The organism is Paraburkholderia sp. Ac-20336, from assembly GCF_017105025.1.
In the GTDB taxonomy this organism is placed as follows: Bacteria; Pseudomonadota; Gammaproteobacteria; order Burkholderiales; family Burkholderiaceae; genus Paraburkholderia.
The window spans coordinates 70,401-86,431 of record NZ_JAAGPS010000005.1 but is presented as its reverse complement, the minus strand read 5'-3'; the positions used below and the strand labels follow the sequence as shown (position 1 = coordinate 86,431).

Here is a 16,031-nt window from a genome sequence, read left to right as displayed (position 1 = left end):
TCGGCTCAGAGGCCCAACTCGCTCCACAGGTTGTCGATGCGCTGTTTGACCGCGTCGTTCATGACGATCGGGCGGCCCCATTCGCGGTCGGTTTCGCCAGGCCATTTGTTGGTCGCGTCGAGCCCCATCTTCGAGCCGAGCCCCGCCACCGGCGACGCGAAATCGAGGTAGTCGATCGGCGTGCGATCGACGAGCACCGTATCGCGCGTCGGGTCGACACGCGTCGTGATTGCCCAGATCACTTCCTTCCAGTCGCGGATATTGACGTCTTCGTCGACGACCACGATGAACTTCGTATACATGAACTGTCGCAGGAAGCTCCACACACCGAACATCACGCGCTTCGCGTGGCCCGGATAGCTCTTCTTCATCTGCACGATCGCCATGCGGTAGCTGCAGCCCTCGGGCGGCAGATAGAAGTCGGTGATTTCGGTGAACTGCTTTTGCAGCAGCGGCACGAACACCTCGTTCAGCGCGACGCCGAGCACCGCCGGTTCATCCGGTGGTTTGCCGGTGTAGGTCGAGTGATAGATCGCGTCGCGGCGCATCGTGATGCGCTCGACCGTGAAGACCGGAAACCACTCCTGCTCGTTGTAATAGCCGGTGTGGTCGCCATACGGGCCTTCGAGCGCATGTTCGTACATGGCCGAGGCACCCTTCGACGGACGCGGCGGCGCGCCTGCCGGAGCGGGCGAGGGCGTGCCCTCCTGCGGATAGATGAAGCCTTCGAGCACGATCTCGGCGCGCGCGGGGACCTGCAAACCATCGACGCCGGGCGTGAGGCACTGCGCGAGTTCGGTGCGTCCGCCGCGCAATAGCCCGGCGAACTGGTATTCGGACAGCGTGTCCGGCACCGGCGTGACCGCGCCGAGCACCGTCGCGGGGTCCGCGCCGAGCACCACGGCCACCGGATATGGCTGGCCCGGATTGCGCAGCGCGAACTCGCGAAAATCGAGTGCGCCGCCGCGATGCGCGAGCCAGCGCATGATGACTTTGTTACGGCCGATCAGCTGCTGGCGATAGATGCCTAAGTTTTGTCGGCTCTTGTTCGGGCCTTTCGTGACGGTCAGACCCCATGTAATCAGCGGGCCGGCGTCGCCGGGCCAGCAGGTCTGGATCGGCAGGCGGGCGAGATCGACGTCGTGGCCTTCCCAGACGATCTCCTGGCAGGGCGGCGCGCTGACCGTTTTCGGCGCCATGTCCCACACGGCCTTCGCGAGCGAGAGCAGCTTGCCCGCATCCTTGAGCCCCTTGGGCGGCTCCGGCTCCTTCAGCGCGGACAGCAGACGGCCGACATCGCGCAGCGACTCGAGCGCCGCAGTGTCGCCGTCGCCGGACTGCGCATCGATTCCCATGCCGAGCGCGACGCGGCGCGGCGTGCCGAACAGATTGCCGAGCACCGGAAACGCATGCCGTTCGGTGTTCTCGAACAGCAGGGCGGGGCCGCCGGCGCGTAGCACGCGGTCGCACAGTTCGGTCATTTCGAGGTTCGGCGACACCTTTTGCGAGATTCGGCGCAGTTCACCGATCGTTTCGAGGCGGCCGATGAAATCGCGCAGGTCTTTGTATTTCATCTGTGACGGTTCAGGGGCCGCGCGAGCGGCAAGTATGCAAGGTAAATAACGGCACAGGGGGCGGCAGCCGGCGGTAAAAACCGGCGGCGTGCCGGGTTGCCCCGGCCAAAGCGATTGTCGATTTTACCTGCGTTGGCCGGCGCACGTAGATCAGCCAGATGGCCTAGCCGAAACGGCCAGGGTGAGATATCCCAAAACGCGTATTCCACGCGGTTCCCAGCCCTCTCAGGGCGGTTCATAATTACAAATAGTTATAATTTTTGAATTCTATAGTGTTGACGATCTATAAAACCGTGCATAGAATCCGTCCACATTGGTTGAGGGGCATTAACCTTTTTACCGCTGCCCCCGGTTCCTTGAGACGCAACGCGTCACCGTTTCCGCTCCCCGCAGGGTACGAACGGCCTTATGAAGTCCTCGCCAGCGTCGATGAACGCTGGTTTTTCGCGTGGGAGCCTGGCCTGCATGCAGGCTTTTTTTGAGATGGCTCCCCACCAACGGTATTTGCCGTTTTCCCGACGTCGCTGCTGCCCAACCAGACAGTGCACGCGATGTCCTGACTCTGCGAACACGTAGCACCGCCTGTTCCCTCCGGCGGCGTTCGCGGATCATGCAAGATGGGAGATCTGAATGAACGCCTGGTTATCGTGGCGTCCCGATGAGCGCATTGCACAGGTTGTACGTGGTGCGCTGCGTCGCGGGACGCGACTGAGTCATCACCTGTTCAGCATTGTCGGCGGCCTTGCCGTGGTGCTGGCTCTCGCACTGTGGCTGATGCCGACCTGGCGCGGCGTGCTCGCCGCGCGGCTGATGCCGGTTATTTCCGCTGCCGTCCAGGCAGGCCCCGCGCGCCTGCTGCAGGGCAATCCGCTGCCGTCGATCGGCTCGCCGGCAACTGCCGGCGCGTCCGCCGACGAGACGCTGTCGGCCAACTCGCCGGGCAATGGCGACGCCGCGAACGACGGCGGCACGACGCTGACCGCCAGCAATACAAGCTTCGACAGTGCTTTCGACGGTCCCAGCTCCAACAGCATGGGCGTCGCGACGCTGAACGGGCTCGACCCGCGCACGATGCAAAGCGTCAGCGCACTGGCCCGCCTGATTCCCTCGCAACGCGTGTCCGCCGACGCGCGCGACGACCGCGTGCTCGTTTCGGGCCGCGAGCAGGATCTGGTCGCGTCGTATCTGGCGCGGCGTTATCGCGTCGCTCAGGAGCCCGTCAGCGAGCTCGTGAAAGCCGCGTTCGACACCGGCCGCGAAGTGGGCCTCGATCCGCTGCTGCTGCTCTCGGTGATGGCGATCGAATCGGGCTTCAACCCGTACGCCGAAAGCGGCGTCGGCGCCCAAGGCCTGATGCAGGTGATGTCCAAGGTGCATTCGGACAAATTCCAGTACTTCGGCGGCGAGGGCGCGGCGCTCGAACCGCTCGCGAACATCAAGGTCGGCGCGCTGGTGCTGAAGGATTGCATCGCGCGCGGCGGTTCGCTGGCGGGCGGCCTGCGCCTTTACGTCGGCTCGACCAGCCAGGACGATGGCGGCTACGGCGCCAAGGTGATGGCCGAGCGCGGCCGTCTGCGCGACGTCGCCCGCGGCCGCAAGGTGCCGATCAATGCGCCGCAGGCGCCGGTCCTGACCGCGTCGGCCAATCCGGCGGCCGCTGCCGCTGGTGGCAACGGCAAGCGCGTGCAGGTGACGCTGCAAACCGGTCACGCGCTGACGCCGACGACGCCGGCGGTGCACACGCAACCGGCCGAACAGGACGATGCGACGCGCCATGTGGCATCGGCGTCTGAAATGGGGGCTTGAGTTCGGCGCTGTCGAGACTCGTGCTTCGGTTGGCCGGCAAGCTCCGGCTGACACACAAAAAAGGACACCCGTGAGGTGTCCTTTTTTGCGTCTGGGCATCCAGTCGGGCCGGGTTGTGGTCGTGTGACGCTCACCCGGAGCCAGAATTCTCAAGACCGCCCGAACAGCTTCGCGAGCCGCTCGACCGCTTCTTCGAGCTTCGGATAAGCGGTCGCATACGACAGCCGGATGGACTCCCTCGGCGCATGCGTGCCGAAATCCATACCTGGCACCAGCACGACGCCGGCATCGTGCAGCATTGCCTTCGTGAGCGCCGCGCTGTCGCCGGCGGCCGGATGCGCGACGCCGCGGCAATCGGCGTAGACGTAGAACGCGCCGTCGGGCATCACCGGCACCGAGAAGCCGAGCGATTCGAGCGCCGGCGCGATGAAGTCGCGGCGCCGCTTGAATTCGAGACGCCGCGCCTCGTAGATCGCGAGCGTTTGCGGCTCGAAGCAGGCGAGCGCCGCATGCTGCGCGAGCGCCGACGCGCAGATGAACAGGTTCTGCGCGAGTTTTTCGAACGCGCCGACCATCCCGGGCGGCACGACGAGCCAGCCGAGGCGCCAGCCGGTCATGTTGAAGTACTTCGAGAAACTGTTGACGGTGATGACGTCTTCGCCGAACGACAGCGCCGACACCGGCTGCGCGTCATAGCTCAGGCCCTGGTAGATCTCGTCGACGATCGTAAAGCCGCCGCGCGTGCGTACGGCCTTGACGATGCGCTCCAGCTCGGCCGGTTCGATCGACGTGCCGGTCGGGTTCGACGGTGAAGCGAGCAGCACGCCGCGCGTGCGTTCGCCCCACAGGCGCTCGACGTCGGCGGCGGTGAGCTGGAAGCGCGCGGTGGGGCCGCTCGGCACCATCACCGGCTTGCCTTCGGCGGCGATCACGAAATGGCGGTTGCACGGATAGCACGGGTCGGGCATCAGCACTTCGTCGTCGCGATCGACGAGCGCCGCGCACGCGAGCAGCAGCGCGGCGGACGCGCCGGCCGTGACGACGATGCGCGCCGGATCGACGTCGATGCCGTAGAACCCGGCGTAATGCGCCGAGATCGCCTCGCGCAGCGCGTGCAGGCCGAGCGCGCTCGTGTACTGCGTGACGCCGCGGCGCAGCGCATTCGCGGCCGCCTCGATGACCGGCTCGGGCGCGGTGAAATCGGGCTCGCCGATGCCCATGTGGATGATGTCGCGCCCCGCGCGTTCGAGCAGCGCGGCCTCCTTGGCCAGCTCCATCACGTAGAAAGGCTGGATGGCGTCGACGCGCGCGGCAAGCCGCACGAGGGGTTCGGTCACGGAGTTCATACGGTCAGATCCGGTTCAGGAACAGAAACAGAAGCAGAACGCCGCTTCGCCCAGCCGATGATGCGCTCATCGAGGGGCGAAGCGGCGTCCGGGCGGGCGATCGAGATTCTTCGCCCTGGGCAGTGAGGCGCGGCAGGGGCCCGCTGCATGGCATGGCATGGCCCCGCGTGCGCCGCGCTCAGCTCTTGCGAGCCGCCTGCGTTTCGGTGGCGCGCAGTTGCGCCGACAGCTTGTCGAGCACGCCGTTCACGTACTTGTAGCCGTCCGAGCCGCCGAACGTCTTGGTCAGCTCGACCGCTTCGTTGATGACCACGCGGTACGGAATGTCGACGTGATTCTTCAGTTCGAACGCGGCGACCAGCAGCACCGCGCGCTCGACCGGCGAGAGCTGTTCGATCGGGCGATCGAGGCACGGCGCGATCGCGGCGGAGAGCGTCTCGGAGTCGCGCATCACGCCATGCAGGATCGCGTCGAGATGTTCGTGGTCGGCCTTGTCGTAACCTTGCGCGCCGCGCAGCTGCGCGTCGATCTCACCGCCGGGCGAGCCCGACAGCAGCCACTGGTAAAGCCCCTGCGTGGCCAGTTCGCGGGAGCGTCGGCGTGCGCTCCTCATGCCTCTTCCTCGTCGTCTTCGTCTTCTTCCTCGTCGTCGCCGCCGAGCTGTTCCAGCGCGACCGCGAGATTGGCCATTTCTACGGCCACGCGAGCGGCGTCGCGACCCTTCTCGGTCATGCGCGCGACAGCCTGCTCGTCGTTCTCGGTGGTCAGCACCGCGTTCGCGACGGGGATGCCGAAGTCGAGGCCGATGCGCGTGATGCCCGCGCCGCTCTCGTTCGAGACGAGTTCGAAGTGGTACGTCTCGCCGCGAATCACCGCGCCGAGCGCGATCAGCGCGTCGAATTGCGCGCTTTCGGCGAGCTTTTGCAGCGCCAGCGGGATTTCCAGCGCACCCGGCACCGTGACGAGCAGCACGTCTTCGCCGGTCACGCCGAGGCGTTCGAGTTCTTCGATGCAGGAGTCCGCGAGGCCGTTGCAGACGGGTTCGTTAAAGCGCGCCTGGACGATGCCGATGCGCAGTCCGTCGCCGTCGAGATTCGGTTGGTATTGTCCGATTTCCATGTGAATTCCGTAGTTGATGAGTGGGCGCGTGGAGGGCGCGATCAGCCTTGCGGGGCCTGCGTTTTGCTGCCGGGCATCGGCACGAAGCCCGTGACTTCGAGACCGTAACCCGACATGCTGCCGAGCTTGCGGGGATTCGACAGCACCTGCATCCTGCCGACGCCGAGTTCGCGCAGAATCTGCGCGCCGACGCCGTAGGTCTTGAAATCGACCGGCCGGCGCTTGAGCGCGTCGGCTTTTTCCTTCGAGTCGAACGCCTTGAAGACGTCGATCAGATGGTCTTTCGAGTCGCCGCAATTGAGCAGCACGATCACGCCGAGGTCGCGCTCGGCGATCTCTTTCATGGCCGCGTCGAGCGTCCACGAATGGGTCGATTCGCCGACTTCGAGCAGATCGAGCACCGACAGCGGCTCGTGCACGCGCACCGGCGTGTCGTGCTCGGGGCTCGGCGTGCCGCGCACGAGCGCGAGATGCGGCTGGCCGCTCGGCTGGTCCAGATACATGACCGCGCGGAACGCGCCGTGCGCCGTTTGCATGGTGCGCTCGCAGATGCGCTCGACGATCGATTCGGTGCGGCTGCGGTAGTGGATCAGATCCGCAATCGTGCCGACCTTCAGGTTGTGTTCTTTAGCGAATTCCAGCAGGTCCGGCAGGCGTGCCATCGTGCCGTCGTCCTTGATGATTTCGCAGATCACCGCCGCCGGCGCGAGGCCCGCGAGCGCCGTGAGGTCGCAGCCGGCTTCGGTATGGCCGGCGCGCACCAGCACGCCGCCGGGCTGGGCCATGATCGGGAACACGTGGCCCGGCTGCACGATGTGCTCGGCTTTCGCTTCCGGCGCGACCGCGGTGGCGATCGTGCGGGCGCGGTCGGCCGCCGAAATGCCGGTGGTCACGCCTTCGGCCGCCTCGATGCTGACCGTGAACGCGGTGCCGTACTGCGTGCCGTTGCGATACGTCATGAGCGGCAGGTTCAGCTGCTTGCAGCGCTCCTGGGTCAGCGTCAGGCAGATCAGGCCACGGCCGTAGCGGGCCATGAAATTGATCGCTTCCGGGGTGACAAACTCGGCGGCGAGCACGAGATCGCCCTCGTTTTCGCGGTCTTCTTCGTCGACGAGAATCACCATCCGGCCGGCTTTCAGTTCGGCGATGATCTCTTGGGTGGAGGCGAGCGTCATGTTGGGGGAGACTTTTTCGGGAAAGCGCGTATTTTACGCCACGCGCGTGGCCAAGTCGCCTCCGCCGGACGACATAGGCCGATTAGCCGACTGGCAGCGGGTCGGCCCGCGCTGGGCCTTTCCTGATGACTGGATTACACGGGCTGTCTACTTTCTGGCCGACTTCGTTCGCACCGGGGCGGGGGCGTCATGGGGGCCGCAACTCGGACGCGCTTCGAACCAGGTCGGGAGATTCACGGTCTCGGGCTCGCCCGGCGTTTCGAGGTGCGCAAGCAGGATCTGCGCGGCTTTGGCGCCAAGCAGCGAAGCGTCGCGCATTACGGTTGCGATGGCGGGCTGATGGAACCGGCTCAGCGGAACGTCGTCGCAGCTGACGAGCGACAGATCGGTGCCGAGCTGCAAGCCGAGCCGATGAACCGACTCCAGCGCTCCTTCGAGCAACTGGTTGCCGCCGAGCACGATGGCGCTCGGCGGACGTTTGGCCGAGAGCATGTCATCGAGCGCCACTTTGCCGTGTTCTGGCGACAGCGTTCCGTGATGCACGATCAGGTCGCGCTTCACGCCGAAGCTGTCGAAGGCCGCTTCCATGGCGCGAATTCTCTCCCGCGTCGGCCGTACGTCGCGCCCCACCACGAGGCCGATGCGCCGATGTCCGCTTTCGAGCAGATAGCGCCCGGCATCGCCCATGCCACGCTGATGGTCCGACAGCACGTAATGCGCCGGAATGTCCGCGGGCAAGGTCCGGTCGATCAGCGCGATCGGCGCCTTGGTGGCTCGCAGCGCCGCGAGCGTGGCCGGATCGTCTTCGAGAGCCGGCAGCACGATGAAGCCGTCCACCTGCCGTTGCATCAGCAGTTCGATCCGTTCGGCATCCACGCTCGCCACGCCGCCCGAATTGGTTAGCAGAACGGAAAACCCCGCCACGCTGAGCACGCTCTCGGCCCCGCCCACGATCGAGGCGATCAGCGGGTTGGTGATGTCCGAGCCGACGAAGCCGATCGAGCGGGTCGTCTTCCGGCGCAGGCCCTGCGCCAATGCGTTCGGCGTGTAGCCGAGCGTGCGGGCCGCTTCCAGCACGCGCTGCGTCAGTTGCGGGCTCGATCCCGGCTGACCCGACAGCACGCGGGACACCGACGCAATGCCGACGCCCGCCAACGCCGCCACGGCCTTGATCCCGGGTCGCGCTTTCGGATCGCCCGGCATGTTGTCACTCATCGTTTTTTCTCCTCTTGACACGGCATTTTATAACGCCTAGCATTCGGAAACGTTTCCGGAAACGTTTCCGAATGCTAGGCCATCGCCGGCGGAGGGACGAATCCGGGAAATGGGGGCGCTGGCCCCGATGGAGAGAGACAGTGCGTCGCGTCGGTGCGGCGTACATCAAGAAAGAGGTGATACGTGGAAAGTGCGGCACGTATGACGCCGGAAATCCGGCGAGCGGTCCGGAATGCGACCCTGAGCGCGATCGTGGGAACGGCGGTGGAGTGGTACGACTACTATCTGTACGCCACGGCGGCAGCGACGCTCTTCAATCATTTGTTTTTCCCTTCATTCGACCACCTCACCGGCACGCTGCTGGCCTACGCGAGCTTCGCGATCGGCTTCATCGTGCGGCCGGCGGGGAGTGTCATCTTCGGGCGTCTCGGCGATCGCATCGGGCGCAAGGCGGTGCTCATCATTACGCTGCTGCTGATGGGCGGCTCGACCACGCTAATGGGTCTGCTGCCGACCTACGCCGCGGTCGGCGTATGGGCTCCGCTGCTGCTGTGCGTGCTGCGCGCGGCGCAAGGGCTCGGCTCGGGGGCGGAATACGCGGGCGCGGTGCTGATGGTGATCGAATACGCGCCCGCGAAGCGGCGCGGCTTATACGGCTCGCTGCCTTATACGGGCGTGGCGCTTGGTTTGTTGATGTCGCTGGTGGCGTTCCATGCGTCTTCGTCGATGTCGAAAGGCAGTTTCGAGGCATGGGGCTGGCGCATCCCGTTCCTGCTGAGCTCGGTCGTCGTGGCGCTCGGTCTGCTACTGCGCAGCCGGCTCAAGGAAACGCCGGTGTTCGAGCAATTGCGCCGCAACAACGCGGTGGTGCGCTCACCCGTCACCGAAGTGCTGAAAACCTCGCTGCGGCCGATGCTGTGCGCGTGGGGCGCCCGTCTCGGCGACAACTCGCTGGCGTACATCTACGAGTCCTTCGTGATCGTCTATGTCACGCAGCAGTTGCATATGTCGCGCGACACGATCGTGACCGCGCTGATGTGGAGTACCGCGCTGCAATTCATCACGGTGCCGCTGTTTGGCTGGCTGTCGGACCGCATCGGCAGAAAGCCGGTTTACATGGGCGGCGCGCTGATCTCCGGCATCGCGATTTTCCCGTTCTTCGCGATGCTCCAGAGCGGCCAGTTGGTCTGGATCTATACGGGACTGTTCCTCGTGTCTTCGCTCGCCAAGACGATGATGACCGCGGCGCAGAGCCCCTGGCTCGCGGAGATGTTCCCGTCCCGCGTGCGCTACACCGGTTTTTCGCTGGCTCGCGAAGTGACCTCGCCGATCTCGGGCGGCATCGCGCCGATGATCGCCGTCGCGCTGCTGGCCGTCGGAGAGGGTTCGCCGCATCTGGTGGCGTGGTATGTCGTGGCGCTCGGCGTCATCACGGCGGTGTCCGTCGCGCTCGGCCCCGAGACGAAGGGGCGTCCGCTGGAAGAACCGCAAGACGGCAGCGGTATGGAGGCGGGTTCCGCCGCGGCCGCTTCGCTATAGGCGAAGGTCGATTCGCCGATCCATCAAACCCATCAAGCACATCGAGCTTTTCGGAGACCCGAGGGTCGTGAACATAGGAGTGGAAATGAAGATCACCAAGGTTGAGCCGCTGCACGTCGGCCAGTTCATGTTCGTGCGCATCGACACGGACGAAGGCATCACGGGTTATGGCGAAGCCGGCATCTGGGGGCATATCGAAGCCGCCGGCACCGCGGTCCAGCGTTTCGCCGAATATCTGGTCGGCAAGCGCGCATTCGACATCGAGCATCACTGGAATGTCATGCATCGCTTCAGCTACTTCCAGGGGCTCGCGATCAACGCGGCGATCTCCGCCATCGACATCGCGCTGTGGGACATCAAGGGCAAGGCGCTCAACGTGCCGATCTACGAACTGCTCGGCGGCCCGGCGCGCAAGAAGGCGCGCATTTACGGGCACATCTACGAAAGCAGCATCGAGAAAGTGCTCGAAGAATGCCAGCGCAAGATGGAAGCGGGCTATAACGCGTTCGGCCACATCAATCCGTTCCTCGACGAAGGCAACGATCAGGTCTACTTCAAGACCCATATCCGCAAGATGCACGATGCGATCGACAATGTGCACCGCATGCGCGAAGTCGTCGGCGATCGCGTCGATCTGCTCGTCGAGCTGCATCGCCGCCTGACGCCGGCCGAGGCGGTGACATTCACCAATGGCATCGAAGTCGATACGCCGATGTTCGTCGAAGATCCGATTCGCCCGGAAAACGCCGACGCGATGGCGCGTGTCGCCGATCGCATCCGCGTGCCGATCGCCACCGGCGAGCGCTTCTGCACGATCTACGAGTTCCAGGCGCTGCTCGCGCGCAATGCGGTCGAGTATGCGCGAGTCGACGTCGCGGTGTGCGGCGGCATTACGGGCGCGAAGAAGGTCGCCGCGATGGCGGAAGCGCATCACGTGCAGGTCGTGCCGCACAATCCGCTGTCGCCGATCGGGCTCGCCGCCTGCCTGCAGATCGCCGCGGCGATTCCCAATTTCGCGATTCAGGAATATGCAACGGGCTTCGAGGCCGGTGTATTCGAGTCGACCGGCAAGCACCTCGGAAGCGACATCGTCGATCAGGTGCCGCTGCCCAAGCAGGGCTTCGTCGATATTCCGAGCGGGCCGGGGCTCGGCATGAACCTGCTGCCCGACGCGCAAAAAATCCGTCCGCCGCTCGTCAAGCCGATTTCGATGCGTCCGCATTTCGACGGGTTCGTGGTCGATCAGTAAAACGTCCGGCGCCGATGCGCGGCGGCACGCGGATGTCGGCTGTGCAAATGCAAGAGCCCGGGGGCGCGATGCCGCGCTCCCGGGCTCTCTTCGTGCATGAACCGCCGACTACCGCTTACACGGCCACCCCCATGGCTGGATCGCTGACGCCGTCCTGGCCGTTTTCCAGGCGGCCCGCAAAGCGGCGCATGAAGTTAGTGTTGCCCGATCCGTTCGCGGCGGTGGGCGCCGTGACCGTGAAGTCGTACCAGTTGTATTGATCCGACAGCGTCCAGTACGGCTCGACCTGCATGCCCGGGTCGATCGTATAGGTCCACGGGCCATCCGTCCGGTAGGCGTTGGCCGCGACAGTCACGGTGATGGCCGCCGAGCCGCTGTTCATGATCGTCAGATAGACGGCGTCGTTCTGATGGTCGTAGCACACGCGTACTTCGGGATTGGCGCCGCTCGCGATGTCGTTGACGTTGCCGGTGAATTCGCGGTTGTAGCCGTTCGGGCCGCACACCCACAGATCGTAGTTGCCGGCGTTGTTCTTCACGGCCGCCCACGCGTCCGAGATTTCCTTGCCGGCTTCCACCGTGTAGCGCTGCGGCGGGTTGTTGAGGTTCAGCTTGTCGTAGACGTGGAAGACCGCCGCCTGCGTGCCGGTATTGCTGAAGATCAGCCACACCGAGCCGCTTGCCGCATCGACGTTCGCGCTCGTATGAAGGTGGTACGGCAGGGCCTTCGACGGGCGCAGCATCTGCGGCTGGGTCGGCAAGGCCGCGCTGCCGTAGGTGATGGCCGGCACCGCGCCGGCTGCGTCCTGGCTCGCATAGAGCGCGTTGGCCGCGGCCTGGGTGGGGGCCGCGGGCAGGGTCGGCACCACCGTGACCGGATTCTGGAAGTTGAAGCAGGAGGTCATGTCGCCCATGACCGCGCGACGCCATGGCGTGATGTTGGTTTCCTCGATGCCGAAGCGCTGCTCGATGAAGCGCAGCGTCGAGGTATGGTCGAACACCTGAGAATTCACGTAGCCGCCCACGCTCCACGGCGAGACCACCAGCATCGGCACGCGCACGCCGGGGCCGATCACGGCGCCGCTCGGCGAGTTCGGATCGGCCGCGGCCGACGACATCGTGAAGTACTCGTATTCCGTCGATACCGTGGACTTGCCGTAATAGCCGCCCGAGCCATTCGGAGACGGCACGCACGGCGGCGGCATGTGGTCGAAGAAGCAGTCGTTCTCGTCGTAATTGATAAGGAGAACGGTCTTGCTCCAGACCTCGGGGTTGGACGTCAGGATCTCGAGCAGCTGCTGCGAATACCATTCGCCCTGACCCGGCGACGACGAGCCCGGGTGCTCGTAATAGGCTTCGGGTGCATGGACCCAACTGACCTGCGGCAGCGTGCCGTTCGCGACGTCGTTGGCGAGCGACGCGAGAAAGCCGCCGTCCGGCATCGTATTGGCAATGCCGGGGGCGAGCGGATTGACCGCGTCCATGGCCGGCGTATACGTCGCGTTGGTGCCGTAGGCCGTGTTGAGCTGCTGGTTGCAGACGCGGAAGTTGTGGAATGCCGCATTCATGTTGGTCACCGCCGGATCGGGCGGATACCAGTACACCTTCCAGCTCACGCCGGCGGCGGCGAGGCGTTCGGCCGTGGTCGTCCACGTCAGGTCGGTGGTGGTCGGCGCGGCGAGCACGAGGGTCGACGTCTGCGTGTCGCACACCAGCTGGTTGGCGACCGCGCCGTTGGTGCCGGTCTGCAGGAACAGGCGGTTCGGGAAGGTCGGGCCGTGTACCGAGCAGTGATAGTGGTCGCAAATGGTGAACGCGTTTGCGAGCCCCCAGTAGAACGGCAGTTCGTTCTGGCTCAGGTAGCCCATCGACTGGTTCGCGCCCTTGCCTTGCGGCCATGCGTACATGGCGCCGTTGTTCCAGCACGAATGCTGGGTGGCCCAGCCGTGATCGCCGCCCGTGACCACGCCGTCGCCGAGGCTCGGGTTCAGGTAGTACGGCTGGATTCGCGTGCCCGAGACGCCGGTCTGGTTCCAGACGGAGCCGTTGACCGTTGGAATCGTCAGGCGGTCGCTGAAGCCGCGCACGCCGGGCAGCAGCCCGAAGAAGTGGTCGAACGAGCGGTTTTCCTGCATGAAGATGACGATGTGCTCGACGTCGTTGATCGTGCCGGTGGCGTTGTTCGGCGCAATCGCGAGGGCGCGCTGGATGACCGGCGGCAAGGCACTCAGCGAGATGCCCGCGGCCATCGAGCGCAGAAAACTGCGGCGGTCCATTCTGGTCATGATGACTCTCTGGTTGATACGGTTGATTCGTTGGACGGCGTGCCGGAAACGGACATTGTCAGTCCGGCCCCGGCGGATCGGCGGCCCGGTTCAGGGCGCGCAGTCGAGCTGGGTGTTGAGCCCCGGCGTCGGGATGACCGTCGTGCCGCTCGCCGCGCAAGGGCCCGACGCGGGCGCCGCGACGATTGCGGTTTGCGTCGCGGCGGTGCCGCTGGTCGACGTGTTGGCCGCGGCGGCGGGCGCGTTGCTGTCGCTTCCGCCGCTGCAGCCGGCCATCGCCAGCGCGGCGGCGCAGGCGACGGTCAGGCCGCACAGGCGCAGGCCGGCCCGGGAAAAAACGGTGAGAGAGAGGGTAGTCATGCCTGTAGCTCCTTATTGCGGCAAAACCGAGGACAGCGGTGCCTGGGACTCGAACAGATTGAGGACTTCGGACGGACTCAGCGCGCGGTTCCACATCGAGACATCGGAGAAGGCGACGGGCGCGAGGTTGGCCGCGTTGATCGCATAACCCTTGTTCTTGAAGAACAGGCCGGTGCCGTCCTCGCCGAAGCCGAAGCCGACCTCGCTGGTGTTGCTGTTGACCCCGTTGATTGCGGAAATCGTCATGCTGGAAGAGATCGTCGCGGGGACGCCCGTGCAGGTGCTGCCGCTGACGTTCGGGTCGCAGAGGTACAGGATGATCTGGTTGGCCGTGTCGCCGGCGTTATCGGGCTGGTAGCGATTCAGGTTGCCGACCATCGCGACATAGATCCACGTGTTGACGCTGTACGGATGGCCGGGCGAACCCGTGGTGTCCGTGCGGTTCGTGCCGTCCGCGACGTTGAGGTCGAAGCCGCAGCCGAACGAACCGAGCACGAGGCCCGCCTTCGCGCCGGAGCTCGCATAGCCGTTCTTGTTGCCGAAGACCGGCACGCCGCCCGCATTGGGGCAGGCCGGCGCCTTGTACCAGAAGCCGATCGTGAACGCGCCGCCGCTTGCCGCGGTCGTCGAATTGGTGGTCGACGCGGACTGGATCGCTTCGTTCACCACGTCGAGCGAGGGGCTGTTCGGCGCGAGCAGGTAGCCGTCGTAGCCGTTCGCGTCGAGATTGACCGGCGTGACCTCGAGCGCGTTGCCGCCGAACGGGCCGGGGTAGGCCGTGCCGGCACTGTTCACGCCGGCGGCGATCAGATCGGCCTGGAACGGCGCCAGCGTGCTGTTATTGAAGTGGTCCGTTTCGGGCGTCGTATTCAGATTCGTCGAGCCCATCGGATAGTATTCCTGAAGGCCCGTCGTCGAGACCGACAGCTTCGGCGTCTGCACGAAGGACACCGGCTGCGAGAGCACGGCGCGCGGCGCGCTGCCGGCGCTCACCGCATAGTTGAGCTGGTAGGCGCCCGTGGCGATCAGGTACTGCGACAGGCCCGTGTCCGTGTAGGTGGTCGCGCCGGCGGGCAGCGAGGCGATCTGCTGTCCGTTGCGATAGACCGCGAGCGCGCTGCCCGACGGCGCCGTCCAGTTGAGCGTCACGTTGGCCGATGTCGTGTCGTTCTGGTTGATCGTCGTCGCGAGTTGCGTCACGGGCTGCGCACCCGTCAGTTGCGCGCCGTCCATCGTGTAGTTCGCCGCCGACGGCAATGCGCCGAGGAAGGACAGCAGCGTCGGCGTGACGTCGGCGATGCTGGCGTACGCATACAGCCCCGCCTCGGACGCGGGCACGGCGGCGTTGAGGTTGGCGGTCCCCGTATTGGCGCTCTGGTTCATGCCGATGAAGGTGGTCGATTCCGGTTCGAGCGCGAGACCGTCCGCGCTGCCGCTCGCATTGAGACCATGCCCGGACGTCACGACGATCAGCCACTGGCTGCCCGAGGCGGCGGCCGTGGCGTTGACCAGTTGGCCGACGTCGGCGTCGAGTTGCGCGAGCGTGTTCTGATACTGCGCCGAACTCGCGGTGAAATCGTTCGCCGCGGTTTCGGCGTCGCCGTACTGCGCCACGACCGTCGAGTAGGCCGGCTTGCCGATCAGCGAGAGGGCGCCGCTCGTCACGCAATCGGCGGCGGTCGTGCTGGGCGAGCAGTCCGTGAGCGTGTCGAGATGGCCGCTGGTCTGGATCGGCGCGAGCATCTGCGCGAGGCTGCTGCCGGCGACGACCGCGCCGTTCAGTCCGCTGCCGGCCGCCTTGGTCATGTCGAACAGCGTGCCGGCCTGAACGGCCTGATTGGGCGCATTCGAATAGACCTGGTGGCGGTTGGCCCAGGCGCCGGTCAGGAGCGTGGCCCAGGACGGTCCGTCGAGATTCGGCTGCTGGCTGGCCGCGCCCGCGACACCGCCGCTATAGGCGAGCTGGATGCCGAAGTGTGCGAGGTTCGGCAGCGTGTTGTTGGCGATGCCGGCCTGCACGGCGGCGTAGGTCGCGCCGTCGAGGTCGATCAGCAGCACGCGGTTGGTCGGCGTGGTGTTGCCGGGCGTGCCCGAGGTTCCGGACGTTCCTGAAGTGCCCGACGTTCCGGAGGTGCCCGAGGTACCGCTGCTGCCCTGGGAATTGCCGCCACCGCCGCTGTTGCCACCGCCGCTGCATGCGGCGAGCGCACCCGCCATCATGAGCGCGCACGCGCCTCGCAGCAGGCGCCGCTGTGTGCGCGTGGCGGGCGCGAAGGGCAGGGAAGCCGGCGGGCTTCCCCCGGCCAGGAGCTTGCTGAGTGACGCGATTGCGCTGGATTTCATGATGACTGTCGGATTCGATGA

General features: G+C 65.7%; 12 protein-coding genes. 3 read left to right on the top strand and 9 right to left on the bottom strand.

The window, feature by feature from the left end:
• Positions 1-5: 5 nt before the first annotated feature.
• Positions 6-1,574 (bottom strand): UbiD family decarboxylase, encoded by a 1,569-nt coding sequence (locus GXB81_RS03870; RefSeq protein WP_167046459.1) that lies wholly within the window; start codon positions 1,572-1,574, stop codon positions 6-8.
• A gap of 630 nt (positions 1,575-2,204) precedes the next feature.
• Between GXB81_RS03870 and GXB81_RS03865 the strand changes: the two genes are divergently transcribed.
• Positions 2,205-3,380, top strand: a complete 1,176-nt coding sequence (locus GXB81_RS03865; RefSeq protein ID WP_205988426.1) for a lytic transglycosylase domain-containing protein — start codon at positions 2,205-2,207, stop codon at positions 3,378-3,380.
• A gap of 149 nt (positions 3,381-3,529) precedes the next feature.
• Here the strand turns inward: GXB81_RS03865 and GXB81_RS03860 are convergent, their stop codons facing one another.
• The 5 genes from GXB81_RS03860 to GXB81_RS03840 all read right to left on the bottom strand — a co-directional run bounded on the left by GXB81_RS03860 (position 3,530) and on the right by GXB81_RS03840 (position 8,235).
• On the bottom strand, positions 3,530-4,726 hold the full coding sequence (locus tag GXB81_RS03860; protein WP_167046465.1) for a pyridoxal phosphate-dependent aminotransferase: 1,197 nt from the start codon (positions 4,724-4,726) through the stop codon (positions 3,530-3,532).
• Between the two features lie 178 nt (positions 4,727-4,904).
• Positions 4,905-5,339, bottom strand: a complete 435-nt coding sequence (gene nusB / locus GXB81_RS03855) for a transcription antitermination factor NusB (RefSeq protein ID WP_167046467.1) — start codon at positions 5,337-5,339, stop codon at positions 4,905-4,907.
• Positions 5,336-5,845 carry a 6,7-dimethyl-8-ribityllumazine synthase gene (gene ribH / locus GXB81_RS03850; RefSeq protein ID WP_167046470.1) on the bottom strand — a complete coding sequence of 170 codons (510 nt, stop codon included), beginning with the start codon at positions 5,843-5,845 and terminating at the stop codon, positions 5,336-5,338. Before ribH ends, nusB begins: the two co-directional genes overlap by 4 nt.
• Positions 5,846-5,886: 41 nt before the next feature.
• The gene (gene ribBA / locus GXB81_RS03845; RefSeq protein ID WP_167046472.1) at positions 5,887-7,020 is read right to left on the bottom strand and encodes a bifunctional 3,4-dihydroxy-2-butanone-4-phosphate synthase/GTP cyclohydrolase II; all 1,134 of its coding nucleotides are present in this window, start codon (positions 7,018-7,020) and stop codon (positions 5,887-5,889) included.
• 147 nt (positions 7,021-7,167) lie between these two features.
• A complete protein-coding gene (locus GXB81_RS03840) occupies positions 7,168-8,235 on the bottom strand; it encodes a LacI family DNA-binding transcriptional regulator (protein WP_167281596.1) in 1,068 nt (355 codons plus the stop codon).
• Positions 8,236-8,436: 201 nt separating this feature from the next.
• Here GXB81_RS03840 and GXB81_RS03835 point away from each other — a divergent pair, with 201 nt between their 5' ends.
• Together GXB81_RS03835 and GXB81_RS03830 are read left to right on the top strand one after the other, a co-directional pair.
• Positions 8,437-9,774, top strand: a complete 1,338-nt coding sequence (locus GXB81_RS03835) for an MFS transporter (RefSeq protein ID WP_241016232.1) — start codon at positions 8,437-8,439, stop codon at positions 9,772-9,774.
• 85 nt (positions 9,775-9,859) lie between these two features.
• Positions 9,860-11,023 (top strand): mandelate racemase/muconate lactonizing enzyme family protein, encoded by a 1,164-nt coding sequence (locus GXB81_RS03830; protein WP_167046481.1) that lies wholly within the window; start codon positions 9,860-9,862, stop codon positions 11,021-11,023.
• A gap of 115 nt (positions 11,024-11,138) precedes the next feature.
• Here GXB81_RS03830 and GXB81_RS03825 read toward each other — a convergent pair whose 3' ends face one another.
• From GXB81_RS03825 to GXB81_RS03815, 3 genes are all read right to left on the bottom strand, one after another.
• Positions 11,139-13,307 carry a phospholipase C, phosphocholine-specific gene (locus tag GXB81_RS03825; protein ID WP_205988424.1) on the bottom strand — a complete coding sequence of 723 codons (2,169 nt, stop codon included), beginning with the start codon at positions 13,305-13,307 and terminating at the stop codon, positions 11,139-11,141.
• 90 nt (positions 13,308-13,397) lie between these two features.
• Positions 13,398-13,667 (bottom strand): hypothetical protein, encoded by a 270-nt coding sequence (locus GXB81_RS03820; protein ID WP_240159170.1) that lies wholly within the window; start codon positions 13,665-13,667, stop codon positions 13,398-13,400.
• A gap of 12 nt (positions 13,668-13,679) precedes the next feature.
• Positions 13,680-16,010, bottom strand: coding sequence for a hypothetical protein (locus GXB81_RS03815; protein WP_205988423.1), 2,331 nt, complete (start codon positions 16,008-16,010; stop codon positions 13,680-13,682).
• Between the last annotated feature and the right edge of the window lie 21 nt (positions 16,011-16,031).